This is a genomic window from Amylibacter sp. SFDW26 (assembly GCF_009184395.1).
Taxonomy (GTDB): Bacteria; Pseudomonadota; Alphaproteobacteria; order Rhodobacterales; family Rhodobacteraceae; genus Amylibacter.
This window is the reverse complement of record NZ_WEIC01000001.1, coordinates 1,091,361-1,116,989: the sequence shown is the minus strand read 5'-3', so window position 1 is coordinate 1,116,989 and position 25,629 is coordinate 1,091,361. Positions and strand designations below refer to the sequence as shown.

The window sequence follows — 25,629 nt, the reverse complement described above, 5'->3', positions numbered from 1 at the left end:
AATGCTATATATATAGAATAGGCCTAATACAGCAGATGTGCGAATTTGCGGATATGGTGTTCAAATGATCAAAATCCAAATAAATTTATGATTTATCCTTTGTAAATAACGGTACCTTTTTTAGAGGTGCTTAAACAAATTCCGCGACCTTTCTTATGAGTTTTTAAAGGAGGGTATAAAATGCGAGCCTATTGGCTGTTGGGATGTTTGTTTTTGGCGTCTTGTGGTGTGCCCACACAAGTTGTGCACAAAGGTGGGCAATTTGTAGAAGTTGGATCAAACTCATTCGCGATCTTTACCGAGGCGGAACATGTAACCGTTATTCAGCTGGGACAGGGTATGATTGCGAATGCGAAGGATTTTGCCAGAATGGCGCTTGTGGCGATATCGCATACCACTAAATGCGGAGTGAAACAGGGATCTTTGCAAATGGACGGTAAATCTGTACAGGCAAAACTGAAATGTATCAGGCCAAACAAAGCTCGATTAAGAGGACCATCGGTTTCTATACGTATTAGGTTCGCTGACTTTGATCCTTCTGAGGGCGATATTTCAGAATTAGGGCATCCATAGTTATATATCTTAATTGCGGCACTCCAATGTCGCGTTCTGGCGGGCTGACTCGATAAATTTTCCCAAACTCAAAGTAAAATAGGGGGAATGGCTATGAAAATCGGATTTATTGGTCTTGGGAATGTAGGCGGTAAGCTATCAGGCAGCCTGTTACGCAATGGCATGGATATAATGGTTCATGATTTGAACGCTGATTTGGTTTCAAGTTTTGTCGAACGTGGCGCAAAGGCAGGGGAAAGCCCCGCTGCAATGATGCAAGCCTGTGATGCTGTTATTACTTGTTTGCCGTCCCCTGCGGCATCTGCTGCTGTTATGGAAGCAGATGATGGTCTTTTAAGAACTATGGATGACGGTAAAATTTGGATGGAAATGTCCACTACAGATGAAGCAGAGGTGAAGCGATTAGGGGCCATGGTGATGGCTGCTGGTGGCGCGGCGGTTGATTGCCCTGTATCTGGTGGATGCCACCGTGCCGATACAGGCAATATTTCAATTTTTGCTGGCTGTGATAGGGACACCTTTGAGCGAATACTGCCATTACTTACAACGATGGGGCGTCGTGTGTTGCATACTGGTGATCTAGGATCAGCAAGTGTGTTGAAAGTTTTGACGAACTATCTGGCGACTGCAAACCTGATCACATGTTCAGAGGCTCTGGTTGTGGCAAAAGCTGCTGGAATGGATTTAAACACGGCTTATGAGGCGATGAAAATCAGTTCTGGTACATCTTTTGTTCATGAAACGGAAAGTCAAGTGATCCTGAATGGGTCACGTGATATCAGCTTCACAATGGATTTGGTACTAAAGGACATTGGTTTGTTCCAAGATGTGGCCGATCGTGCCGATGTGCCATTGGAAATGAATCCGTTGATGATCGATATCTTTAAAGACGGTATTGAGCGCTATGGCAGCCGTGAATTGTCTCCTAACATTATTAGACGTCTTGAAGATGCTACAGGATTGGATATTCGTGCACCAGGTTTCCCATCTGTGATGACAGATGATGAGGCAGAAGAGCCTGGATATGAGGTCATTCCAACGGGTAAATCGTAGTCTTTGCCCTAGAAAGCAAAAAATACATAGGGTGATTCCCCTAATTTCAAGCCGAAATGTTAAAAAAGTATAATTTTTGAAGCTTTGAAATTGGGTCGATTGTTTCGCAGTTCGAAACGGTCATATTTATTCGCGAGTATTGTCGCGATGCTTTTCGCCTAAACTACGCCATTTATGCCACATTTAAACAGCGGTTTTTTGCTTATTACAGTAATAATCATTATATTTCAATATCTTAAGTTGTGTCATATTTTGCATGGCAAAAATACACATCACCACAGTATTGACCGATTTCGTCCGAAAAACATACGATTAAAGCCTAGTTACAGCCAAACTGAGAACACGCCGAATGGGGATAAGGATCGGTAGTTATGAATCCGTAATGTATATGGAAGTGAAAAAATGAAACAGTACATGAGTAAAATGATGAGAAAGTTTGAGCGCGATGAACGCGGTTCTTTCTCCCTATTTGCGGCTACAATGGCATCAACTATGATCCTCATTGGTGGCAGTGCAATTGATATTGTGCGCCACGAAGCTGTAAGAAGTAGTATACAATATAATCTTGACCGTGCCGTGCTTGCGGCCGCATCCCTAAGACAAACTGGTGATGCAGAAGAAGCTGGCGACATCGTGCGAGAATATATGAGCAAGGTGTCATCTCTTGCTAGTTTTCAAGCTGATATCGATCCTGAAAAAACGGAAGTATCGCTAACTGGACGTACAGTTTCAGCTTATGCGACAGCAGAACTAGATACATATTTCTTAGGCTTAATGGGGCTTGATACTTTAGATGTACGTGTGGAAAGTACTGCTTCGGAGCGTATTCCTAACCTAGAGATTTCTATGGTTTTGGATGTGTCTGGATCTATGCAAGGATCTAAGATTTCTAATTTGAAAGTGGCCGCTAACAAGTTTATCGACACTGTGATCAAAGAACCATCTGTAGTTGCAGCGGAAAACACTGTTACGGCAGTATCTATTGTTCCATATGCAACGAACGTAAGTTTGCCAGAAAGTATGTTTGATCTTTATACAACTGAGGATCATCACGATGATCACCACTGTATTATCTTTGATCATGATGAGTATGCGGCAACAGAATTGCCAACATCTGTAGAGTTGAAGCAGCTTTCAAGCTATGCTTTCAATAGATATTATGGTGGTTCTTTGAATAAAGTAAGGGATTGTAGAACATCTGCGTATTCAGAGATTTTGCCTTTCTCAACGTCTAAAGATGACTTGAAAGCTAAAATCAATTCATTACAGGCAACAGGTTCTACTGCGACGCATATTGGTACACGTTGGGGTGCAGCTTTGCTAGACCGTGGTGCGGTTCCAATTGCTAACGCTTTGGGTAGCCCTGAAGCAGCAGATCACCCAAAAAGCTTCACTGAGGCTGGTGTTCTGAAGGCTTTGATCGTGATGAGTGATGGTAACAATACAAGCCACCGTCGTTTGAAAGATGATTATCGTAGCGGTCCATCAAACGTGTATAAAGTGAATGGCAGCCAATATGCTGGTCACTATATGCAACGTAGCGATGGTAAGTACTATAAGATCGGCTATGACAGCAGCTATAATGATTATTGGTTCATTTATGATTATAACTGGAACAAGATCAAGTATGACAGCTTGCCTGAGGGTATCACTGAACAATTAGATTGGGCTGACACATGGGATTTGCTTACACTATACGATTATGTGCAAATCTCTGATCAAGTAAGCAGTGTTAATACTCTTTATGGTAATGAAACATCAGCACAAGAAGCCGATACGGCGATGCGTGCGACATGTGAAGCTGCTAAGCAACACGATAACTTGGTTGTATATACAATCTACTTTGGTGATGCGAACACAACGAGCAATGGATCATCTAATGCCGAAACGCTTCTAAGCGATTGTGCATCTGGCCCTGGTCAATTCTATAACGTAACCGCTTTGGACATCGAAGCCGCTTTTGCTTCAATCGCGATTTCTGTTCAAAAACTTAAGCTAACTCAGTAGTGAGGATGGGATTATGAAATTTCTTAAAAACTTCAAGAGCTTCTCTAAAGACCAAAAGGGATCACTCGGCGTAGAATTCGCGGTTTTGTTTCCAATGATTTTTGGCCTCGTTGCTATAAACTTTGATGCAGCTGTTATGATGCTAAGATATACAAACTTAGAGACAGCACTGGACAAAACTGTTCGTGAGGTGCGTCTACATGGCTTCCCAGAATCAAATGATAATGGGTTGGCTTATTTCAAGAGCGAAATTTGTAGCCACGCAACGTTCATCAAAAACTGCTCTGAAAATATCGCAGTTGAAATGAGCCCGATCGATACATCAGCTGGGTTTACAAAACCAGCAACAATCCAATGTATCAATCGTGCAGACAACAGCGAGCCTGTGACTGAGTTTACACCAGGTCAACAAAATGATGCGGTATATGTTCGTGCATGTGTAGTCATTGACCGTGTATTCCCGAATTCATTGCCTGGTATCTTTTCCAGCAATGAAGAAGGTCACGTGAAATTAGTAGCTGATACAGCTTATGTAGTGGAGCCAATATAATGAATATTCTTCAAAAATATATCCGCAAGTTTACCCAGAATGACAAAGGTAACATTAGCGTAGAGTTTGCAGTTATTGCGCCTGTAATTCTGACATGGATCGTCACAAGCTACTCTTTCTTTGATGGCTTTAAGACATACATGAAGGCAAACAAAGCAACATATACAGCTGTTGATTTGGTTTCACGTCAAGACGTTGTAGATGATGCTTTCATTAATACTGTTGGAACTGTGTTTGAATCTATTGTTGAGGCTGATGGCTCAGACCCGACTATGGTTGTGACAAGTATTTTGCAAGTTGATGCAGATACAAAACGCATTCAATGGAGTACAGCTGTGAATGGTGGCCAACGCGTTTTTGATGTGTCAGGACTTCCAAATGAGGTTATTCCAACTATGACAATTGGCGAAACGTTGATTTTGATCCAAACGGGTGTTCCGTTTGAACCAAGACTTTCAGCTGGACAGTTGATTGCGACGACCTTTTTGAATGAAGTTGTTGTAACACCACGTTTCCACCCTGAGATCATCAATACTGACCAAGTGAATGGTCCGGAACGTGCGACGAACCCTAATTATGATTCTGACGATTCTTCTGACGGTTCAACACGCAGCTAAATCATTTTAGCATTCTAAAATGAAAAGGCCTGAACATTTGTTCGGGCCTTTTTCTTTGGGGGTAGGGCTGTTTTTTTGCTTTGATCTAATATGTATTTTATACAGCTGAAATGAAACAAGGGTCGCAGTTTTCACTGCGACCCTTTGTTTTCAAATTGGAGCGGGCGAAGAGATTCGAACTCTCGACCCTAACCTTGGCAAGGTTATGCTCTACCCCTGAGCTACGCCCGCGTCCATTTGGTAAAGCGGTTTATACACTTAACCATAGCTGCTGCAAGTGGAAAAAACCATAAATTATGGTTTTTATTTATGGTGGAACATTGTGTGAACAACGCTTTTACTTTCTTGTAAATACAGTTACGATGCGCGGATGAATGATTGGGATGATACCGACGCTTTTGAACAAGCAGAAAAGCGCAGCCTTTCGCAAATGGCGATGGGCGCGCGGCCGACACCGTATTTGGAAGGGTTGAACCCTGCACAGCGCGAGGCGGTGGAAACACTGAGTGGACCTGTGTTGATGCTGGCGGGTGCGGGAACGGGTAAGACCAAAGCATTGACCTCGCGTATTGTGCATCTGTTGAACACGGGTACCGCGCGGCCGAATGAGATTTTGGCGGTGACCTTTACCAATAAAGCGGCACGCGAGATGAAAAATCGTGTGGGCGGTATGTTAGGCGAAATGGTCGAAGGGATGCCTTGGCTGGGCACATTCCACTCGCTTTGCGTGAAAATCCTGCGCCGCCATGCGGAACTGGTTGGACTGAAATCCAATTTCACTATTTTGGACACGGATGATCAGATCCGTTTGATGAAGCAGTTGATCGAAGCGGAACATATTGATCCGAAACGTTGGCCGCCACGCATGTTGGCAGGGATCATTGACAGTTGGAAAAACCGCGCTTGGACGCCCTTAAAAGTCCCTGCGAGTGACGGTGCTTTGTTCAATCACAAAGGTGTGGATTTATACGAGCAATATCAAGCGCGTTTGAAAACGCTGAATGCCGCAGATTTTGGGGATTTGCTGTTGCATGTGGTGACGATTTTTCAAGCGCATCCTGATATTTTGCAGCAATACCAACGCTGGTTTAAATACATTCTGGTGGACGAATACCAAGATACCAACGTGGCGCAGTATTTGTGGCTGCGGTTGTTGGCATCAAACCATAAGAACATCTGTTGTGTCGGTGATGATGATCAGTCGATTTATGGTTGGCGTGGTGCTGAAGTGGGAAATATCCTGCGGTTTGAAAAGGATTTCCCTGGGGCGCATGTTGTTAAGCTGGAGCAGAATTATCGGTCTACGCATCATATTCTGGGGGCTGCTTCTGGCGTTATCAATGGCAATGAGAACCGTTTAGGAAAGACGCTTTGGACGGATAAAAAAGACGGAGATAAGGTTCGTTTGATTGGCCATTGGGATGGCGAAGAAGAAGCGCGTTGGATTGGTGATGAGATTGAGAATTTCCAGCGCGGCACCCGTGGACATGATGCGGTTTCGTTGGATGAAATGGCTATTCTTGTGCGTGCATCCCATCAGATGCGAGCCTTTGAAGACCGTTTCCTGACCATCGGTTTGAATTACCGCGTGATTGGCGGGCCGCGGTTTTATGAGCGGATGGAAATCCGTGATGCGATGGCCTATTTCCGTGTTGCGGTTTCTAATGAAGATGGTTTGGCGTTTGAGCGGATTGTGAATACACCAAAACGCGGGATTGGCGACAAGGCGCAGCAAATTATCAACCAAGCAGCGCGTGAAAATGGTGTGTCTTTGTTAGAAGGCGCGCGGATTGTTGTGGAAGAGGGCGGCTTGTCTGCCCGTGCGCGTAATTCATTGAAACAACTGGTCGAAGGGTTCGATCGTTGGACAACTGCCATTCGGGACGGTGCGATGAGCCATATTGAGGTGGCTGAACTTATTTTGGATGAAAGCGGCTATACGGATCACTGGAAGAATGACAAAACGCCAGAAGCGCCTGGGCGGTTGGAAAACTTGAAAGAGCTTGTGAAGGCGTTGGAAGAGTTTGAGAATCTGCAAGGGTTTTTGGAACACGTCAGCCTGATTATGGATAATGAGCAGGAAGCGGATACGCCTAAGGTCAGTATTATGACATTGCATGCTGCCAAAGGTTTGGAATTTCCTGTGGTGTTTTTACCCGGTTGGGAAGATGGGTTGTTCCCATCGCAACGGGCTATGGATGAGACAGGGCAAAAGGGTGTCGAGGAAGAACGACGCTTGGCCTATGTGGGCATCACGCGGGCCGAAGAGTTTTGCACGATCAGTTTTGCGCAAAACCGTCGTGTTTATGGGCAATGGCAAACGCAAATGGCATCGCGGTTTGTGGATGAGTTGCCACCAGAGCATGTTGATGTTCTAAGTGCGCCTGGGCTTTATGGTGGCACGAGTGGTGGGGCGACAATGCAGTCCGATTTGGCGGATAAGGCTGCTAAGGCCGATGCTTATAGTTCACCGGGCTGGAAACGGATGCAATCGCGTACATCTGGCATGACGGTGATTCCATCAAAGCCACGTAAACCGTTGATCATTGATGCCGAAGCTGTGCCCGATTTTGGGATTGGGGATCGTGTGAATCATGGGAAATACGGCAATGGAACGGTAATCGGCGTGGAAGCGGATAAACTGTCGATTGTTTTTGATGGTGGCGGGGCTAAGAAAATTTTAGCGAGCTTTGTTCAAGCTGAAGATGAAGTGCCGTTTTAGATGCTTATTCTGTGCGCGCTATAACGCGAATTTCTATTATCGCGCCTTCTCTGACAAAACCTGAAACTTCAATGGCTGTCCATGCTGGGTAAGGTTCTTGGACATATTCGGATCTAATAGACTTGAAGACCTCAAGATGATCGCGCAAACCAATGTGGTATGTTGTCATTTCTACAAGTGCGCCAAAGTCTAAATTTGCTTCTTTTAGAACAAGGCCAACTTTTTCAAACGCATTTCGCATTTGAGCTTCTGGGTCGCTTGGTAGGTCGCCGTTAGCATTTGCACCTGTAAAACCTGTAAAGAAAATGTGGTTACCAGACTGTAGGCCTGGGGACATTTTCCAGTCATCGTAATATGGTTGTAATTCTCTGGGGATAATTGCGTGTGATTTCATATGAACATGAGTGATGGAAACTGCTGCTGATATCAAGGCTGTTTTATTGGGCCAATAAAAAACGGCGCCACAGGGAGAGGGTGACGCCGTTTTATGCAACACGATCTGAGGGAGGGCAGATCGGTATGAGTATGTAATTTTAGTAGTTGTATACTGCGTAGATTGCAGATGCTTTGATGCCTGAACGGCTTAGGCCAAGATCGCCCAATTCGCGGTTTGTCAACTTGCTTAGCTCAGAAATTGTTTTGCGGTAAGCTAAGTAGTTCGCGACATCTGTTTTCACCATGTTGAATACTGATGTAAATGTGTCTGCAGAAGTCGGTTTGTATGTTTGTGCTAGGATTGCCATTGGCTTGCTCCATTGTTTATCTGATGACTTTAATTTAGGCGTTCTGCCCAAAAATAAAACAGATAAGGTTGCATTTCCGACATGCGTTTGGTGCATAAGTAGTTTTACTGATAAGAATAGTGCAAAAAGAAAAAGCGATGCCGCGGGAGGAGGTGCAGCATCGCTTTCTAACTTTGGATCGGGCTTCGGATGGGAGGAGTGAAGCTGAGATCCTATATAAGGAAGGACTAAATGGGAGGTGTGTCCTTCGCTCTGTCTATAAGATAGGTATTGAGTAACCATTCTTAAAGGGTCAATAATGCATTTCCGTTATGCAATTATTGCATAGCTCAGGAGCTTGAAACAATGCGCAGTTATACGGGGGATGCCTTTTTTAGTCTGTCCTAGGAATTGAGGAAGGACAGACCACATTTATATTATCTTCTGGATTTGCATTTGGACAAAAAAGTTGCATGCCATTGACGCTAAATGCCCCGATAATGGATTGTGCTTTATCCGATACGATCCAATCTGAGAATTGACGTGCCATGCTGATTTTCACGTGTGGGTGTTTTTCAGGGTTCACCAGAATAATGCCGTAAGGGTTAAACAAAATGTCGTCACCTTGGATAATGATACCCAGTTGCCCCTTATTGCCAAAAGACAACCATGTTCCACGATCTGACATTGTGTAGGCGTCTATTGAGGCGGACATGTTTAGGGCAGCACCCATGCCCGCGCCGATTTCACGGTACCATTTCCCTTGTGGAGATAGGTTGAACGTTGCCCATAATTCGCGTTCGCGTTTATGGGTGCCGCTGTCATCACCGCGCGATACGAATGCATAATCCTCAGTGGATGCGAATGTCGTCAGCGCATTTTCCAAACTTTCAAAACTGGCCTTGCCTTTTGGGCCAACGATGACAAAGTCATTGTACATGACATCACGACGTTCAATGCCATAGCCATTTTCCACAAAGGCATCTTCGGATGGGCGGTGGTGAACCAACAAAACGTCCGCATCACCGTTTTTCGCTATTTTAATCGCTTGACCTGTGCCCACTGCAACAACACGCACACCGATACCAGTATCTGCGGTGAATTGTGGAAGCAGATAGTCATATAGGCCAGAATTCTGAGTGGAGGTTGTGGAAGCAATTGTAATAAATTTATCCTCTGCTTGAACCATAGAAGATAGGGTCAATAGGCAGAAAGTGAGCATAAAGCGCATTCAGAGGTCTCCGTTCAGATAGGCTCTGCCTTCACGGGTAGTGGGCGCGGCAAAGAAGTCTTTTGCAGCTTTATGTTCTAATAATTGTCCTGCTTCCAGAAAGAAAACGACATTTGAGAGGCGTTTTGCTTGCGCCATATCGTGTGTAGAGATGTAGACGCTGCCATCACCCGCCACAAAGCTATGGATCATGTTTTCAATGAGCTTGGTTGAAGCAGGGTCAAGGTTAGAGCAGGGCTCGTCTAATAGCAGTGTTTTTGGCTGCGTGATCAAGGCGCGTGCGATGGTCATACGTTGGGCTTCGCCACCTGACAGGCTGGCGGCGGGTTGATCTGCGAGATGGGAAAGCTGTGAGAGCTCTAGCATCTGATCTATGGCCTCTGCCTGCCCAGTTTTGGGATGATTTTGAACCTTTAAAGGATAGGCAAGATTGTCGCGTACGGATCGCCGCAGGATGATTGGCTTTTGGAAAACATATCCGCGTGTGTTCTTGCCTTTAGTGGCTGATGCTCCATCCCATGCGACACGTCCTGATGTCGGGGCAATCAAGCCGTGTAGGATCGACAGTAAAAGGCTTTTGCCAGCGCCATTTGCGCCAATAATTGCAGTGATTCCGTTGTTTTTATGCGAAATATTGATGTCTTTCAGCAACCGCGCGTCATCTGAGGTATAGTTCAGGTTTTCTATTGTGAGCTGGGTCATTAGCGTGTCACCTGATATTTACGACCAAAGCTGCTGATCCAGTGGATGAGGATGTTAATGGCAAAAGCGATGCTTAACAGGATGATACCAAGTGCCAAGGCAAGTTGCAGATTACCTTTGGATGTTTCCAGCGCGATTGTTGTGGTCATGACGCGGGTAAAGCCCGCGATATTCCCACCGACGATGATAACAGCGCCAACTTCGGCCAATGCGCGACCAAAACCCGCAAGCAATGCGGTGACAATGGCAAATCTTGCATCCCATATAAGGGTCTTTAGGCGCTGAACTGGTGTGACGTTTAGGGCATCAAGCAGATTCTTGTAATCACGGTTAATCGGTAAGATGGCTTCGCGTGTTAAGGCAAGGACGATAGGGAAGATCAAAACGGACTGAGCGATGATCATAGCCATGGGTGTAAACAATATGCCGTATGATCCCAGTGGGCCGGCGCGGGAGAGCAACAGATAGATCATTAGGCCGACCACTACGGGGGGGAGGGCCATTAAGGATGTTGAAATTACGATCAATACCTGACGAAATCTGAAATTCCAGACCGCAAGCGCAGCCCCTAAGGGAATCGCAAGGATGGACGCGATTAATGTAGCAGTAAGACTGACGCGCAAAGATAGGCCAACAATGCCGCCAAGCTCTGCATCAGCAGAGAGTACTAGGTCTATGGCTTCGCCAAGGATACTCATTGTCGCGGTCTTTCCCGTTTGCCCTTGCCCTTCTGGCAAGAATGCTAAATTTAGGGGCGATATATAGTGATGCGCAAGCTGAAAGAGAAGGCTCCATATTATGACCGTTAATCGTGATGATGTTTTAGACTGTTTAAAAGCGGTTAAATTGCCAAATGGGCAGGATATTGTAGCGGCAGATTTGATCCGCGCGCTGGTAGTTGAAGGCGGATCTGTTCAGTTCGTAATGGAAGTCGCCCCAGAGGATGGCCCAAAGATGGGTCCTGTGCGGGATGCGGCGGAAGCTGCTGTTAAAGCTTTGGATGGTGTGACATCTGCGTCTGTAATGTTGACTGCACATAATGCACCTAAACCTGTGCCGAATTTAAAAATTGGTGGTCATCCGAAACCCGCTGCGGATAAAGCACCTGTTGAAGGTGTGGACCGTATTTTGGCTATTGCCAGCGGTAAGGGCGGCGTTGGTAAATCGACTGTTTCCAGTAACCTTGCCGTTGCGTTGGCAAAACAAGGTCGCCGTGTTGGTTTGTTGGATGCGGATATCTATGGCCCAAGTCAGCCGCGCATGATGGGTGTGAACAAACGCCCTGCATCACCTGACGGTAAAACGATTATTCCTTTGCAAAGCCACGGTGTGACGATGATGTCTATTGGGCTGATGTTGAAAGAAGATGAAGCCGTTGTTTGGCGTGGCCCTATGCTGATGGGTGCATTGCAACAGATGTTGGGCCAAGTGGAATGGGGCGAGTTGGACGTGTTGATCGTTGATTTGCCGCCAGGTACGGGTGATGTACAGCTGACATTGGCGCAAAAGGCCAGTGTGACAGGTGCGATTGTTGTTTCTACACCGCAAGATGTGGCGTTATTGGATGCACGTAAAGCTTTGAACATGTTTGAAAAGACGAAAACGCCAGTTTTGGGCATGATCGAAAACATGTCGAGCTATCACTGCCCTAAATGTGGGCATGAGGCGCATATCTTTGGTCATGGTGGTGCGCGTGCAGATGCGGAACGTCTGGGATTGCCATTCTTGGGTGAAATCCCATTGGATTTAGAGATTCGCTTGGCAGGAGATGGTGGCACACCGATTGCAGCTACTGACAACCCGATTGCAGAGGCTTATGCTCAGATCGCAGCAGGGTTGGTGGAAAAAGGCTTGGCATGACAAAAGTTTTAGACAAAGCAAAGATCGAAGCGCTGGGTATTGAGGGTGGCTGGACATTGGGTTTGGCTGATGTCGTGAAATACAGCGACTTGGACACGTATAACCATGTGAACAACAAGATTTATCACACATGGTTCGAAAACGCGCGTGTGCTTTATCTAGAGATGCTTGGGATTGTGTTTAGTCAAGCAAGCGAAATCAAACCTGTCGTGCGATCTGCGAATATTACCTATGATGCGCCGATGTATAATGCCGAGGAATACATAACGTTGGCACGGGTATCCCGCTTGGGCCGTACAAGCTTTGTTGTGGAGTATGCAGTGTGGTGTGATGGGACTGTTCGGGTCACGGGTGACACGACTTTGGTGATGGTTAATCAAACGGCAACAGAGAGCAGACCCGTACCAGATGACCTGCGCGAGATCATGATCACCAGAGATGGCGCAAAGACTTCATAAATTACGCGACTTCCCCTTGACTCGTATGCTGAAGCGAGTAGAAGGCGGGTTCACAGATTTTCGCAGGGTTTTCCTGCAGCACGGAGAAAAACCATGGCGAAGCCAACCACAATTAAAATCCGCCTAAACTCAACTGCGGACACTGGCCACTTTTATGTGACTAAAAAGAATTCTCGTACAATGACCGAAAAAATGGTTGTTAATAAGTACGACCCAGTTGTGCGTAAGCACGTTCCTTACAAAGAAGGTAAAATCAAGTAAGCTTGATTTTTCAGTCTTAGGACTTTGAAGGGCGCTCTTTGGGGCGCCTTTTTGCTTTTTATCTTGACCTAGAGCCACTCTAGGTCGGTAGTTTACCCAAACTGAGTAGATTTTGGGTGACCTATGAGAATTTCAGAAGCAGCATCGCGCAGCGGATTAAGTATTGATACGATCCGATATTATGAAAAATCAGGTCTCGTTCCTGCAATAGAGCGTAGTTCTGATGGTGTGCGCCAGTTTTCACCTGAGAATGTTGAATGGCTGACGCTATTAGCGTCTTTGCGTGAAACAGGCATGCCGATGAAGAAGATGCAGTATTTTGCAGAGTTGTATGCCAAGGGCGATACAACGGTTTCTGAGCGTGAACAGGTATTATTAGAACATTCAGATCATCTTGAAGAGCGCCGCAAAACATTAGAGCGATGTGCAGATTTACTCAGATATAAATTAACCTGCTATGCGAAGATTAAGGGAGTGCCAGAATGAAGATCATTGTTGTTGGGTTTGAAGGGGATATTGGCAAAGCCGTTTGTAAGGAACTGGGCGCGCGTCATGATTTAATTTTGGCAGGACGCTCAAATGGCGATATTCGCGTGGATATGGCGGATCGTGCATCGGTTGATGCGATGTATACAAAGACTGGAATTGTGGATGCGGTTGTGTCTACGGCAGGTGATGTACATTTTGGGTTGTTGTTTGAGTTTACAGAAGAAACCTTTATGTTGGGCTTGCAGAATAAGGTGATGGGGCAGGTTAATTTAGTTTTGGCTGGGTTGAGTGCTGTTGCCGATGCGGGGTCATTCACGCTGACAAGTGGGGTATTAGATCGTGACCCCATCCGAATGGGGGCAGCTGCTGCAACTGCCAATGGGGCACTTGGCGGCTTTGTGGTGGGCGCAGCGATTGAGATGCCACGCCAATTGAGGCTGAATGTGGTCAGCCCAGGTTTGCTAGATGTTTCAGCACCGCGATATGGTGCGTGGTTTCCTGGGCATGAAACAGTTCCATCTGAACGCGTTGGGCGTGCTTATGCCAAAAGCGTTGAGGGCGCCATTACTGGGCAGGTGATGATCGTTGAGTGAGGTTAGAACAATAACGCGCGTAGAAGTGCTAGTATAGACAACCCCTGTGCTATGAGTGTGAGAAGCATTCCATAGAAGCGAAAGCGCCATGTTGTGCCATCAAAGCGGAAGTATATGGCGTGTGATATGCGGCCTGTAATCAAAATTACTGCGATGATACAGGCGTATGTGCCGCCATTCAGGTATTCTACCAAGCCGAGTAAGATAAGGGCCATTGGGATTTGTTCGGATGCGTTAGCATGACCACGGATAAGCTTGGTCATGACTTTGTCATCGCCATCGCCCAGAACGATATGTTTATTGCGGCGGTATAGAATAGTCGCGAACGTCAAGTATAGAAGTAATGCGCCTAAAATCAGGGCTGTCCAAGCTGTGATTGTAAGTGGGAAATCTTCCATGGTGTCATCCTTTAGATATAAAAAAACCGAGGCGCATGGCCTCGGTTCTTATTCTTTATAATAAGGGTTTTGCGATTACTCGCGGCCGCCCAAGAACTGTAGCATGAACATGAACATGTTCAAGAAGTCCAAGTATAGGTTCAAAGCACCCATGATAGCTGCTTTACCCAACCATTCTGTTTGGCCATTTGAAGCCATTTGAAGATATGTATTCTTAATGTTCTGGGTGTCGTAGGCTGTTAGGCCCGCAAAGATCAAAATACCCAAAGCTGAGATCGCAAAAGCAATAGGGCCTGATGCAAGGAAGATGTTTACGATTGATGCAACGATCAAACCAATCACACCCATGATTAGGAAGCTGCCCCAACCAGAGATATCTTTCTTTGTTGTGTAACCCCATAGAGATAGGCCAGCGAATGCGATCGCAGTTACAAAGAATGTGTTTGCGATTGAGATGCCTGTATAAACAGCAAAGATCCAAGAGATGGACAGACCCATCAGAGCTGAGAAGCCCATGAATACCAGACGTGCTGTGTTTTCAGACATGCGATTGATGCCTGCGCCGAATGCAAAGACAACAGCCAAAGGTGCAAACATGATCACATAGCGAATTGGGCTAGAGAACATCGTTTGCAGAATTTCTGGGGATAGAAGCATTGTTGGTTGGCCTGCTTTTGCAGATGCCAAATCAGTACCTACAATATAAGCGATGATCCCTGTGATGATCATTCCCATGGACATCAGTCCGTAAACGCGATTCATGTGGGCGCGAAGACCCTCGTCAATTGCCGATGATTGTACGCCTGCGGAGGCGCGGCGGACTGTATCATATTCAGCCATTTTTTTATCTCCTCGATAACATTTCGGTGGATGCGCACGTAGTTGTGGCATTCTTAACAAAGAATATGGGGAGTTATTGGGATTTATCAAGGAAAATACGCATGAATTTATCGTTAAATTCAAGGGTTTTCTAAAAAAGACGCGCCTCAAGGGAAGAGGTAGGCGCGCCTTTAGGCAAAAATCTTATCTGATGAGGTCAGAAAAGAATGTTTTTGCGCATTCACGGTGAACATCAGCGCGGCTTAAGCCGATATCTTTTAAAGATTGATCGCTGAGGCTTTGCAGGGCGTTACGTTGACTGCGCAACATAAGTGCAGAGTTAAGGCGCGCAAAGAATGCTGGACGCTTTGAGGCGCGAGGGATGTGAGTATCGGCGATATATGTCATTTTGTGATCCTTTCCATTCTGTTATGTGATGGGTTCTTTTCATCAAATTCCTTGATATCTCTATGCCACTTAAGCTATCATTTGAAAAACAAAGATTTGTGACAGTATTCATCAAGGATTGTGATATGGTTCGGAATTTAGATTTAACTGCGTTGCGTTCATTTGTAGCCGTAGCAGAAACTGGCGGCGTAACAAAAGCAGCAGGTCAGCTGCATTTGACGCAATCAGCGGTTTCTATGCAATTGAAAAGGTTAGAGGAAGCTATGGGTTTAGCCTTGATGGATCGGTCAGGGCGTGGGGTTGCCTTAACGCAACAAGGGGAGTTGTTGCTGAGTTATGCCAAGCGCATGATGGCATTAAATGATGAAGCTTGGGGGCGATTAACATCTGATGATTTCGAAGATGAAATCGTTTTGGGTGTGCCGCATGATATCGTTTATCCACATATCCCTAAGGTTCTTAAGCAATTTGCAGTCGAGTTTCCGCGTGTGAAGGTCCAATTGTTGTCTTCTTACACAATCAATCTGAAAGAAAGGCTGGAGCTGGGCGAGGCTGATTTAATCCTGACAACAGAAATTGATTGCCCAGTGGGGGCAAAGGTTGTGCAATCATCACAACTTACATGGTTTGGTGCACAAGATGGGCGTGTTTGGAAAAAACAACCGCTTGGATTGGCATATGAGAACAATTGCTTGTTCCGCCCAATTGTCGTGGAAGCCTTAGATAAAGCTGGCATTACATGGCAATTGGCTGTGGATACAACGCATGCAAAGACTGTTGAGGCCTGTGTCAGTGCCGATTTTGCTGTTCATGCGTGTTTAGCTGGAACGCAGCCTGCTGATTGGATGGAAGTGCCAGCAGATGCGAATTTGCCAGAATTGCCTGAGTTTAAGATCACATTGCAACGAGCAGGTTCAGCAAATGCGGTATTGGTTGATCGTTTGGCAGAATTGATTGAGGATGCTTATGCAAGTCAATCAACGCCTGCGCGTCCGCAGCATTTACAGGCTGTTTGACTGCTCAATTGGGGTGGCATCAAGGATATTGGTTTGACCCCATTCCATTAACGCCAACAAAACAGGCTGTAATGTTTGACCGCGCTCTGTCAGATTGTATTCCACTTTTGGCGGAACGACTGGATAAACAGTGCGGCTGATAAGCCCATCTGCCTCTAATTCACGCAGTTGTTTGGTCAATGTTCTGGGGGATATTGTGCAGATAAGGCGCGATAATTCGTTGAACCGCTTTGTGCCCTCGTAAAGACGAAAGAGTATAACGCCTTTCCATTTTCCACCTATCAGATCCAAAGTTGCCTCCATCGGGCAATGTTCAAGTATCTCTGTTGGATGACGTTGTTTGCGCATTTTACACTATCCTATTTGTAAGTATATGCATTATTTGTGCATACTTACGTAAATGTAAACAAAAGAGTAACTGTGATTCCATTAATTTTGGAAACAGAGGAACTTTCATCATGTCATCAGAACTTTATTGGTTAACACTTGCAGTTTGTTTGCTTGGGCTGTCATGGCTGCCCTACATTTTACAATTGATTGTGCAGCAGGGGGTCGTGCAAGCGGTTTGGGATCCTACGGGTGTTCATCCGCATGATGCAGACTGGGCGCACCGTGCTGCGCGTGCCCATAGTAATGCGGTAGAGAATATGGCTGTTTTTGCACCTTTGGTGCTGATTGTCGAAGTCTTGGGGCTTAACAGTGGGGCAACTGCGACAGCTGCGATTGTGTATTTCTTTGCCCGTGTTGCACATTACATCATATATACGGCTGCTATACCTGTGCTAAGAACCCTAGCTTTTGCTGTTGGGGTTGGCTGTCAGGTGGTATTTGCATTGCGTATATTAGGGGTAATCTAACGTGCAGAAATAGGAGGGTGGACTGGTTTAAGCTGTGCGATGCTTGATGCGGAACCCAGCTATGCTCATTTATCACTGGCTATTTGTGCATAGTCCCTGTAAGGCGCACACAAACAGCCCAACCTCCTATAAAGGCGCGTATCATGGATTTACGAAATATTGCTATTATTGCCCACGTTGACCACGGCAAAACCACACTTGTAGATGAACTGCTGAAGCAGTCTGGTATTTACCGCGAAAACGAAGCGACACAAGAACGTGCTATGGACAGCAACGATTTGGAACGCGAGCGCGGTATTACGATTTTTGCAAAACCAACATCAGTTGAGTGGAAGGGCACACGTATCAATATCGTTGATACACCAGGTCACGCTGACTTTGGTGGTGAGGTTGAGCGTATCCTGTCTATGGTAGACGGTGTTGTGTTGTTGGTGGATGCTGCCGAAGGCCCGATGCCACAAACAAAATTCGTAACATCTAAAGCGTTGAAATTGGGTCTGCGCCCAATCGTTGTCGTGAATAAAGTGGATAAACCTGATGGCGAACCTGATCGTGCGTTGGATGAATGTTTCGATTTGTTTGCAAACCTAGAAGCAACAGATGATCAGCTTGATTTCCCATCCATGTATGCGTCTGGCCGTTCTGGTTGGGCTGATATGGAGTTGGACGGTCCTCGTAAAGATTTGTCTGCTTTGTTTGACCTGATCATTGATCATGTTCCAGCGCCTGCGCAAATCCAAGAACAAGATAAACCTTTTACAATGTTGGCAACAACATTGGGCGGTGATCCATTCCTTGGCCGTTTGCTAACGGGCCGTGTTGAAACGGGCACATTGAAGGCGGGTGAAACGATCAAAGCGATGTCTCGTGAAGGTGAGCTGATCGAAAACTTCCGTGTGACGAAAATTTTGGCATTCCGTGGTTTGGAACAAACTGCAATTGATGTGGCCGAAGCAGGCGACATTGTTTCTATTGCCGGTATGACAAAAGCAACGGTTGCGGATACTTTGGCTGCACAGTCTGTGGATGAAGCTATTCCTGCACAACCTATTGATCCGCCCACAATTACTGTGACTTTTGGTATTAACGATAGCCCATTGGCAGGTCGTGATGGCAAAAAAGTACAGTCGCGTGTGATCCGTGAACGTCTGTTGAAAGAAGCGGAATCAAATGTTGCGATTAAAGTGACAGACACACCTGGCGGTGAAGCGTTCGAAGTTGCTGGTCGTGGCGAACTTCAAATGGGCGTTTTGATCGAAAACATGCGCCGCGAAGGGTTTGAATTGTCGATTTCTCGCCCACAAGTTCTGTTCATGGAAGAAGACGGTAAGAAGATGGAACCTATTGAAGAGGTAACCATCGATGTGGATGACGAATATTCTGGCGCCGTGATTGAAAAGATCACAGGTCACCGCCGCGGTGAGCTGGTTGAGATGAAACAAGCGGGCGCTGGCAAAACACGTATCGTGGCACATGTGCCTGCACGTGGTTTGATCGGCTATCACGGTGAGTTTTTGACAGATACACGCGGTACGGGTGTTCTGAACCGTGTGTTCCATGATTGGGCAGAGTACAAGGGTGCTATCCCTGGTCGCCGTGCTGGTGTGTTGATTTCAATGGAGAATGGCCAATCTGTTTCTTATGCGATCTTCAACCTAGAAGATCGTGGTAAGTTCTTTATTGGTGCACAAGAAGATGTTTATCAGGGTATGATCATTGGTGAGCATAACCGTGAGAATGATCTGGAAGTGAACCCACTTAAAGGTAAGAAGCTGACCAACGTACGTGCATCAGGTACGGATGAAGCGGTTCGTTTGACGACGCCAGTTAAATTATCTTTGGAAGAAGCGATTGCGTATATCGATAATGATGAGTTGGTGGAAGTGACGCCAAGCTCTGTGCGTTTGCGTAAACGTTACTTGGATCCAAATGAACGTAAGCGCATGTCTAAAGTTGCAAGCTAGCTTTTAGAATGTATAGATGACATGAAAACCCCGCTGCGCGTATGAAAACGCGCAGCGGGGTTTTTATTTGTAATATGGGGATTATGCCCTGCGCGTTATATTTTGTGTTTTGTAAAGATTGGCTGTTATAAAGTATTGCTTTGTAATTGATGGTTTCGGGCAAGAAATCACTTTAAGGCTGTTTTTGTTCTCGTGCGATACTCTTATGGGTAATAGTGCTAAGTGCGATTCCTTTTCGTCTTTAGTTATAATTTGAATTTGCATTTTGCAAAAGTTTCAAATTGCATGTATTTGCATTTTGCAAATATCAATTTTTTTATATGCTAACCATTGAATAGGTGTTCTACTTATTGGTGTGATTTTTTTTTTAAATGTCATTTATGAAAGTGTGAAAAAAATGTTTTATAACAATGGCATATATTTTTTTATAGTAAAGATATCAGATAGTTGACTGGCCGCGGCTACATTGGAATTCAAAAATTGGTATAAAACCTTGAGTAGCAAGCAAGGACTTAAATTAATGGCGCATCCCGTAGATGAATATGTGGGCAAACGCGTTCGTCAAAGACGTTGGATGGTTGGATACAGCCAGCAGCAATTGGGCGAAGCAGTTGGTATTAAATTTCAACAAATCCAAAAATATGAAACAGGTATGAATCGTATCAGTGCGTCACGCTTATGGGATATTGCTGAAACATTGGGCGTTCCTGTTACGTTTTTCTTTGAAGGTTACGATGGTGTAGCGTTGAATAATGAGGCCGATGGTACTGAAATTCAGAATGCCAAAGGCGATTTATTAGCTGATAAAGAAGCACTTGAACTTGTGCGTTCATATTATGCGATGCCTGAAAATCAGCGCCGCAAACTTTTTGATCTTGCACGTGTTTTAAGTGACGTTGCATGAGGTCTGCGGTTGACGCAAACCTTACATTGTGAAAACTCCAGTTTAGGAACACGCACCTAACTGGAGTTTTTCTTTGTCTATACTATCCAAAACTTTGCAAAATGAATTATGGGATGTTGCACATGCATTGGCTGATGCGGCAGGGCCTATTGCGTTGCAGTATTTTCGGACTTCAGGGCAGGATTTAGAGAACAAGCTGACGTATGGGTTCGATCCTGTCACAGTTGCAGATAAAGCCATTGAACGTGAAATGCGTGCTATCTTGGCAAAACGCCGCCCTGATGATGGCGTTTTAGGGGAGGAATACGAAAACAGCACGGGCACGAGCGGTCTGACATGGGTGTTGGATCCAATTGATGGGACACGCGGTTTTATCAGCGGGACACCGACATGGGGTGTACTGATTGCTGTGGATGCTGGCGAAGGGCCTGTTCTGGGGCTGATCGATCAACCTTATACGGGGGAACGGTTTGCAGGCGGATTTGACGTGGCTTCTTTGACCCATAATGGGCATACGCGTGACTTGGCTGTTAAAAGCTGTGCAGATATTTCCGATGCGATTGCCTTTACCACCTTTCCTGAGGTTGGCACTGATGCAGAAGGTGCTGCTTTTGAACGGGTTGCAGGGCAGGCCAAGTTAACGCGGTATGGTATGGACTGTTATGCCTATGCTTTACTTGCTTTAGGACAAATTGATTTGGTCATCGAGGCAGGTTTGAATGCTTACGATATCCAAGGACCTATAGCTGTTGTTGAAGCCGCTGGCGGTATCGTGACGGATTGGCAAGGCGGGCCTGCGCATGCGGGTGGTCAGGCACTTGCAGCAAGCGATAAGCGCGTGCATGAGCAAGCGTTAAAGTTACTGAACAGCTAAAAAACGATCAATATTTCCCCAAACTTGGTTCAATATCTCAGGGCCGTCCATCAAGGGTTCATGTTTGGCGCCTTGGATGTCGATCAATTCAGCGTTTTCCCATTTGCCCATGATATGGCGTAGGGATCTTGGGTGTACGATTTCTTCGTTGCTGCCCAGAAAGCAAAGGCAATCTTGTTGTGGTGTTGGTATCATCAACAATTTTGCGCATTCCAAGAAAGCTTGATGTAGCCAATTGATACTTGGGCCGCCTATGCCAAGTTCTGGATGTGCATCCAACTGGCGGATCATCCAATCATAAGTTTCTTTGTCATTAGTAAGTTTATTCTCAGCGAAGTCACATATCTGAACGTAGTTTTCTGAGCGCGTGTTTGGTGAGAACTTTTGTGAAAACCCAATACGTGGACCTATTGTTGATATTAATTTGGCAGGGACACGAAGGGCAGGCGCAATATAAATGCCCCACATAGGTGCTGAAAATATGACTTTTTTAATATCTAAACCATTATGCAGTGCACGAAGTGCAATATTGCCGCCCATCGAATGGGCCAAAAGTGTTTCAGGCTTTGGTAAACCAGCCTCTTCGACGACTTCCAGCATTGCGCTCACATCCATTTGGTAGTCATGGAAATGTTTCACATGGCCCAATTGGCGATTTTTAGCGATGCGTTCAGCTAAGCCTTGCCCGCGCCAATCAATTGCTGCAACGGAATAACCGCGATCCACAAAAGATTGTATTGTTGGTCCATATTTTTCAATGTATTCAGTGCGACCAGGGAAAATCAAAACCGTACCTTTGGTTCCACTTTTCCAAGTCGCTACACGGATACGCACGCCGTCTTTGCATGTTTTCCAATGGGCAATGCCCCCTTTGGGAGCATTGGCTATATCATCAAAGAACGGTGCTTGTGTCATATTAGGAAAGAACTGCGCCCAATTTCATTGCAGCACCCATATCGCCGTCTACCTTAAGACCGCCAGACATAAAGGCTGCTGTTGGGTTCACATCACCTGTTAGCATGCCTTGGAATGTTTCTGCGTCAGCTGTTAGTGTGCAATCAGCATCTTCGTCAGCAGCGCGTGCACCATTTTGATCAATCATAAGGCAACCTTCGCCTTCGATTTCGACTTTAACTGAGCCATCAAATCCGTCACTGCCCATCTTTTCGTTCAGCGCTTCTACTGCTTTTGTGATTACGTCACTCATTTGTGTCTCCTAGACCGTAAAAAAATCTCGCATTCTTGCGTGTTTGCGATACCATTATAGTTATCATGAAACCAAATACTAAAAACTTAAAGTCCTGGATACCTACGATCTTTTGTTTCGTAACGTTAATTGCTGTTTTTGGTGATAAAAATCACGCTTTTGCACAGACAGCTGAACTGGATACATTGTTTTCAGAACTACAAGACCCTGAAAATGGGGAATGGAAGAAGTCAGAGCAGAAAATTTGGGTTGAGTGGGGTAAATCTGGCTCGCCTGCGATGGATCATTTGTTGCGTCGTGGCAAACAAGCTATGCAAGAAGGTGAATTGAAAGTGGCTGTTGGTCACTTTTCGACAGTGATTGATCATTCGCCAGAGTTTGCCGAAGCATGGAATATGCGGGCAACAGCCTTTTATTTGATGAATGAGTTTGGTCTCTCTATGGCGGACATTCAACGTACCTTACAATTAAACCCAAGGCATTTTGGGGCAATGGCGGGTCTTGGATCGATCCTTGATCAATTGGATCGGAAAAAAGATGCGCTTGCGGTTTATAAACGCGCTTTAGAGGTGCATCCCCATCAAGATAGTCTTAAGAAGAACATTGAAAGACTAGAGGATGAGGTCAAAGGCACCTCGTTATAGGCTAAGGACAGACCTAAAATGCAACAGCGATCGCGCGTCTGCGCGGTGCTTGGCCCCACCAACACCGGAAAAACACATTATGCGATCGAACGCATGTTGGCTCATCGCAGCGGTGTGATTGGGCTGCCTTTGCGTTTGTTAGCACGTGAAGTTTACGACCGTTTGGTTGCAAAAAAAGGGCCATCTGTTGTTGCTTTGATTACAGGTGAAGAACGCATTGTACCACCGCGTGCAGCCTATTGGGTGTGTACTGTTGAAGCGATGCCAACAAGCCTTGGCGCGGAGTTCGTCGCGATTGATGAGGTGCAGCTTTGTGCTGATCCTGAACGCGGGCATGTGTTTACAGATCGTTTGTTGAACCTGCGTGGATTGTCCGAGACTTTGTTTTTAGGGTCAGATGCCATGTGGGGCGTGATTTCCCAATTGGTTCCTGATGCCGATTTTTTACGTCGTGATCGATTTTCTGAACTGACGTATTCAGGGTCCAAAAAAATATCCCGTATGCCAGAACGCTCTGCAATCGTTGGGTTTTCTGTGGATAATGTCTATTCCATCGCGGAGCTTATCCGCCGCCAGAAAGGGGGCGCTGCGGTTGTGATGGGGGCGCTTTCCCCACGGACGCGCAATGCGCAAGTAGAGATGTATCAAAACGGGGATGTCGACTATCTGGTGGCAACGGATGCCATTGGCATGGGGTTGAACCTTGATATTGATCATGTGGCATTCTCTGGTACTTCAAAGTTCGATGGTCGTAATATGCGCCGTCTTATGCCCAATGAGTTGGCGCAAATTGCAGGGCGCGCGGGGCGTTATCAGAATAATGGTACCTTTGGTGTCACAGGTGAAGCGCGTCCCTTAGAGGATGAAGTGGTGAATGCGATTGAAAATCACCGCTTTTCACCGATTCAAAAGCTGCAATGGCGTAATTCTCGATTGGATTTTGGCACAACCGCCACATTATTGCGATCTTTGGAACGCAGCAGTGATGATCCGCTATTGATCAAAGCTCGCGAAGCAGGGGATCATTTGACCCTGCGCAGCTTATCTGATCAGCCTGAAATCATTGACCGCATTCAAAACGCCCGTGATGTGCAATTGTTGTGGGATACGTGCCAATTACCAGACTTTAGACAAGTGTCGCACAATGAACATGTCGCTATTGTGGGGAAAATCTTCGAGTTTCTAGCAGACGGCGGACAAATTCCTGTGGCATGGTTTGCAGACCGTGTACGGCGTATTGATAAAACCCATGGAGATATTGATGCATTGTCTAAAAGATTGGCATATATCCGCACATGGACCTATGTGACACAGAGAAAAGGCTGGTTAACTGACGAAAACTATTGGCGAGACGAAACACGTGCAGTAGAAGATCGGTTATCAGATGCGCTTCACGGCGCGCTTACAAAACGATTTGTCGATCGGCGTACCTCTATTTTAATGCGCCGGTTGAAGCAAAAGGAGGCCTTGGTGGCTGAAGTAAATAAAGATGGCGAAGTAACGATCGAAGGTGAATTCGTCGGTAAATTAAATGCATTTCAATTCCAATTGGATAAATCTGCGGATGCAGATCAGGTGAAAACCCTGCGCTCTGCGGCTATTCAAGCGCTTCAGCCTGAATTTAGCCTGCGTTCGGACCGGTTTTACAATGCGCCAGACACCGAATTTGATTTTACAGAACAAGGTGGCCTGATGTGGGGCGAACACGCTGTCGGAAAACTTGTAAAAGGTGATGATGTTATGTCGCCTGCTATTCATGTTTTTGTGGATGAAGAAGCTGGTACTGACGTTGCTGATAAAGTCCGCAAACGCTTGGGCCATTTTATTGACCGCAAAATCACAGCGGCTTTTGAACATATTATTAACATGCGCGATGACGAAGCCTTGCCAGGTTTGGCCAAAGGCGTTGCGTTCCGTTTGGCAGAAAGTCTTGGCGTTATTCCACGTTCTGCGATTTCAAATGACATAAAAGCGCTGGATCAAGATCAACGCGGGACTTTGCGTAAACATGGCATCCGTTTTGGCCAATACACAGTATTCCACCACTTAATGCTGAAACCAGCACCGACACGTTTGCGTTTGGTGCTTTGGTCTTTATTCGAAGGTCTTGATGAATTCCCAGAAGCTCCACCAGCTGGGTTGGTGACTGTTCCTGCGATGCCTGATGCGCCAAAGGGGTATTACCCACGTGCTGGCTACCGTTTGGCCGGTGAACGTGCGATCCGTATCGATATGTTGGAACGTCTGGCGGACATGATCCGTGCCCATGATGTCAAAGGTGGCTTTGAAGCCAATCCTGACATGTTGTCCATCACTGGTATGACATTGGATCAGTTTGCAGATTTGATGCAAGGTCTGGGCTATGCTGCTGATAAAGGTGAACGTGATAAGGTAAAGCCTACGCCGAAGGCGGCTGGTGATGAAGTGGCAACGGATGTTGCCTCTGAAGAGCCAGCACCTACCGAGGAAAACGTGGAAGAAGACACAAAGGAAGTGTTCTACACCTTTAAGTGGGTGCCAAAAGCACGCCCACAAGGTAATCGCCCTCAGCAATCGAAACCAAAAGCGCGCCGCGATAACAAAAATGGCAAACAATCGAATAAGCCGAAACAACATTCTTCTGGCCCGCCAAAGAAAGACAAAGCGATTGATCCTGACAATCCATTCGCTGCCTTGATGGCGCTGAAAGGCAAATCATAA

29 protein-coding genes and 1 tRNA gene are annotated in these 25,629 nt (G+C 45.9%); 18 read left to right on the top strand and 12 right to left on the bottom strand.

Features of this window, described 5'->3' with window-relative positions:
• Positions 1-180 precede the first annotated feature (180 nt).
• From F9L33_RS05645 to F9L33_RS05625, 5 genes are all read left to right on the top strand, one after another.
• Positions 181-573, top strand: a complete 393-nt coding sequence (locus F9L33_RS05645) for a hypothetical protein (RefSeq protein ID WP_152141734.1) — start codon at positions 181-183, stop codon at positions 571-573.
• A gap of 93 nt (positions 574-666) precedes the next feature.
• Positions 667-1,626, top strand: coding sequence for an NAD(P)-dependent oxidoreductase (locus tag F9L33_RS05640; RefSeq protein WP_152141733.1), 960 nt, complete (start codon positions 667-669; stop codon positions 1,624-1,626).
• A gap of 402 nt (positions 1,627-2,028) precedes the next feature.
• Positions 2,029-3,633: a VWA domain-containing protein gene (locus F9L33_RS05635; RefSeq protein ID WP_152141732.1), complete on the top strand. Its 1,605-nt coding sequence runs from the start codon at positions 2,029-2,031 to the stop codon at positions 3,631-3,633.
• Between the two features lie 13 nt (positions 3,634-3,646).
• Positions 3,647-4,183, top strand: a complete 537-nt coding sequence (locus tag F9L33_RS05630; RefSeq protein WP_152141731.1) for a TadE/TadG family type IV pilus assembly protein — start codon at positions 3,647-3,649, stop codon at positions 4,181-4,183.
• Positions 4,183-4,800, top strand: a complete 618-nt coding sequence (locus F9L33_RS05625) for a TadE/TadG family type IV pilus assembly protein (RefSeq protein WP_152141730.1) — start codon at positions 4,183-4,185, stop codon at positions 4,798-4,800. Before F9L33_RS05630 ends, F9L33_RS05625 begins: the two co-directional genes overlap by 1 nt.
• A gap of 156 nt (positions 4,801-4,956) precedes the next feature.
• Here F9L33_RS05625 and F9L33_RS05620 read toward each other — a convergent pair.
• Positions 4,957-5,031, bottom strand: a tRNA-Gly gene (locus tag F9L33_RS05620).
• Between the two features lie 139 nt (positions 5,032-5,170).
• Here F9L33_RS05620 and F9L33_RS05615 point away from each other — a divergent pair.
• On the top strand, positions 5,171-7,522 hold the full coding sequence (locus F9L33_RS05615) for an ATP-dependent helicase (RefSeq protein WP_152141729.1): 2,352 nt from the start codon (positions 5,171-5,173) through the stop codon (positions 7,520-7,522).
• Between the two features lie 4 nt (positions 7,523-7,526).
• Here F9L33_RS05615 and F9L33_RS05610 read toward each other — a convergent pair whose 3' ends face one another.
• The 5 genes from F9L33_RS05610 to F9L33_RS05590 form a co-directional block, all read right to left on the bottom strand.
• On the bottom strand, positions 7,527-7,859 hold the full coding sequence (locus F9L33_RS05610) for a RidA family protein (RefSeq protein WP_226803962.1): 333 nt from the start codon (positions 7,857-7,859) through the stop codon (positions 7,527-7,529).
• Between the two features lie 196 nt (positions 7,860-8,055).
• Positions 8,056-8,265 (bottom strand): DUF1127 domain-containing protein, encoded by a 210-nt coding sequence (locus tag F9L33_RS05605; RefSeq protein WP_152141728.1) that lies wholly within the window; start codon positions 8,263-8,265, stop codon positions 8,056-8,058.
• A 373-nt stretch (positions 8,266-8,638) separates the two neighbouring features.
• A complete protein-coding gene (locus tag F9L33_RS05600) occupies positions 8,639-9,475 on the bottom strand; it encodes a substrate-binding domain-containing protein (protein WP_152141727.1) in 837 nt (278 codons plus the stop codon).
• Positions 9,476-10,177, bottom strand: a complete 702-nt coding sequence (locus tag F9L33_RS05595) for an ATP-binding cassette domain-containing protein (protein ID WP_152141726.1) — start codon at positions 10,175-10,177, stop codon at positions 9,476-9,478.
• Positions 10,177-10,875 (bottom strand): ABC transporter permease, encoded by a 699-nt coding sequence (locus F9L33_RS05590; protein ID WP_152141725.1) that lies wholly within the window; start codon positions 10,873-10,875, stop codon positions 10,177-10,179. Before F9L33_RS05590 ends, F9L33_RS05595 begins: the two co-directional genes overlap by 1 nt.
• A gap of 100 nt (positions 10,876-10,975) precedes the next feature.
• Here F9L33_RS05590 and F9L33_RS05585 point away from each other — a divergent pair, with 100 nt between their 5' ends.
• The 5 genes from F9L33_RS05585 to F9L33_RS05565 all read left to right on the top strand — a co-directional run bounded on the left by F9L33_RS05585 (position 10,976) and on the right by F9L33_RS05565 (position 13,838).
• On the top strand, positions 10,976-12,037 hold the full coding sequence (locus F9L33_RS05585; protein ID WP_152141724.1) for an Mrp/NBP35 family ATP-binding protein: 1,062 nt from the start codon (positions 10,976-10,978) through the stop codon (positions 12,035-12,037).
• Entirely contained in the window at positions 12,034-12,495 is a 462-nt protein-coding gene (locus tag F9L33_RS05580; RefSeq protein WP_152141723.1) for a thioesterase family protein, read from the top strand. The genes F9L33_RS05585 and F9L33_RS05580 overlap by 4 nt, the downstream gene beginning before the upstream one ends.
• Before the next feature lie 93 nt (positions 12,496-12,588).
• Complete coding sequence (rpmG, locus tag F9L33_RS05575) at positions 12,589-12,756, top strand: 50S ribosomal protein L33 (protein ID WP_152141722.1); 168 nt, start codon at positions 12,589-12,591, stop codon at positions 12,754-12,756.
• Between the two features lie 123 nt (positions 12,757-12,879).
• Complete coding sequence (locus F9L33_RS05570; RefSeq protein WP_152141721.1) at positions 12,880-13,242, top strand: MerR family transcriptional regulator; 363 nt, start codon at positions 12,880-12,882, stop codon at positions 13,240-13,242.
• A complete protein-coding gene (locus F9L33_RS05565) occupies positions 13,239-13,838 on the top strand; it encodes a short chain dehydrogenase (protein ID WP_152141720.1) in 600 nt (199 codons plus the stop codon). The genes F9L33_RS05570 and F9L33_RS05565 overlap by 4 nt, the downstream gene beginning before the upstream one ends.
• Positions 13,839-13,840: 2 nt before the next feature.
• On the opposite strand, the gene F9L33_RS05560 is transcribed toward F9L33_RS05565, so the two are convergent.
• From F9L33_RS05560 to F9L33_RS05550, 3 genes are all read right to left on the bottom strand, one after another.
• Positions 13,841-14,236 carry an MAPEG family protein gene (locus F9L33_RS05560; RefSeq protein ID WP_152141719.1) on the bottom strand — a complete coding sequence of 132 codons (396 nt, stop codon included), beginning with the start codon at positions 14,234-14,236 and terminating at the stop codon, positions 13,841-13,843.
• Positions 14,237-14,311: 75 nt separating this feature from the next.
• Positions 14,312-15,076 carry a Bax inhibitor-1/YccA family protein gene (locus tag F9L33_RS05555; RefSeq protein WP_152141718.1) on the bottom strand — a complete coding sequence of 255 codons (765 nt, stop codon included), beginning with the start codon at positions 15,074-15,076 and terminating at the stop codon, positions 14,312-14,314.
• 183 nt (positions 15,077-15,259) lie between these two features.
• On the bottom strand, positions 15,260-15,463 hold the full coding sequence (locus F9L33_RS05550) for a DUF1127 domain-containing protein (RefSeq protein WP_152141717.1): 204 nt from the start codon (positions 15,461-15,463) through the stop codon (positions 15,260-15,262).
• A gap of 125 nt (positions 15,464-15,588) precedes the next feature.
• Between F9L33_RS05550 and F9L33_RS05545 the strand changes: the two genes are divergently transcribed.
• Positions 15,589-16,479 (top strand): LysR family transcriptional regulator, encoded by an 891-nt coding sequence (locus F9L33_RS05545; protein WP_152141716.1) that lies wholly within the window; start codon positions 15,589-15,591, stop codon positions 16,477-16,479.
• Here F9L33_RS05545 and F9L33_RS05540 read toward each other — a convergent pair.
• Complete coding sequence (locus tag F9L33_RS05540; protein ID WP_152141715.1) at positions 16,465-16,827, bottom strand: helix-turn-helix domain-containing protein; 363 nt, start codon at positions 16,825-16,827, stop codon at positions 16,465-16,467. The genes F9L33_RS05545 and F9L33_RS05540 overlap by 15 nt on opposite strands.
• A gap of 110 nt (positions 16,828-16,937) precedes the next feature.
• On the opposite strand from F9L33_RS05540, the gene F9L33_RS05535 reads away from it, so the two are divergent.
• From F9L33_RS05535 to F9L33_RS05520, 4 genes are all read left to right on the top strand, one after another.
• Positions 16,938-17,336, top strand: a complete 399-nt coding sequence (locus tag F9L33_RS05535) for an MAPEG family protein (protein ID WP_152141714.1) — start codon at positions 16,938-16,940, stop codon at positions 17,334-17,336.
• Positions 17,337-17,479: 143 nt separating this feature from the next.
• The gene (gene typA / locus F9L33_RS05530) at positions 17,480-19,300 is read left to right on the top strand and encodes a translational GTPase TypA (protein WP_152141713.1); all 1,821 of its coding nucleotides are present in this window, start codon (positions 17,480-17,482) and stop codon (positions 19,298-19,300) included.
• Positions 19,301-19,820: 520 nt separating this feature from the next.
• On the top strand, positions 19,821-20,204 hold the full coding sequence (locus tag F9L33_RS05525; protein WP_152141712.1) for a helix-turn-helix domain-containing protein: 384 nt from the start codon (positions 19,821-19,823) through the stop codon (positions 20,202-20,204).
• A 73-nt stretch (positions 20,205-20,277) separates the two neighbouring features.
• Positions 20,278-21,078: an inositol monophosphatase family protein gene (locus F9L33_RS05520; RefSeq protein ID WP_226803960.1), complete on the top strand. Its 801-nt coding sequence runs from the start codon at positions 20,278-20,280 to the stop codon at positions 21,076-21,078.
• Here F9L33_RS05520 and F9L33_RS05515 read toward each other — a convergent pair.
• Positions 21,064-21,993, bottom strand: a complete 930-nt coding sequence (locus F9L33_RS05515; protein WP_152141711.1) for an alpha/beta fold hydrolase — start codon at positions 21,991-21,993, stop codon at positions 21,064-21,066. The two genes, F9L33_RS05520 and F9L33_RS05515, sit on opposite strands and share 15 nt — an antisense overlap.
• 1 nt (position 21,994) lies before the next feature.
• Entirely contained in the window at positions 21,995-22,285 is a 291-nt protein-coding gene (locus tag F9L33_RS05510) for an SCP2 sterol-binding domain-containing protein (RefSeq protein ID WP_152141710.1), read from the bottom strand.
• Between the two features lie 65 nt (positions 22,286-22,350).
• Here F9L33_RS05510 and F9L33_RS05505 point away from each other — a divergent pair, with 65 nt between their 5' ends.
• Both F9L33_RS05505 and F9L33_RS05500 read left to right on the top strand, forming a co-directional pair.
• Entirely contained in the window at positions 22,351-22,929 is a 579-nt protein-coding gene (locus F9L33_RS05505) for a tetratricopeptide repeat protein (protein ID WP_152141709.1), read from the top strand.
• A gap of 18 nt (positions 22,930-22,947) precedes the next feature.
• Positions 22,948-25,629: a helicase-related protein gene (locus F9L33_RS05500; RefSeq protein ID WP_152141708.1), complete on the top strand. Its 2,682-nt coding sequence runs from the start codon at positions 22,948-22,950 to the stop codon at positions 25,627-25,629.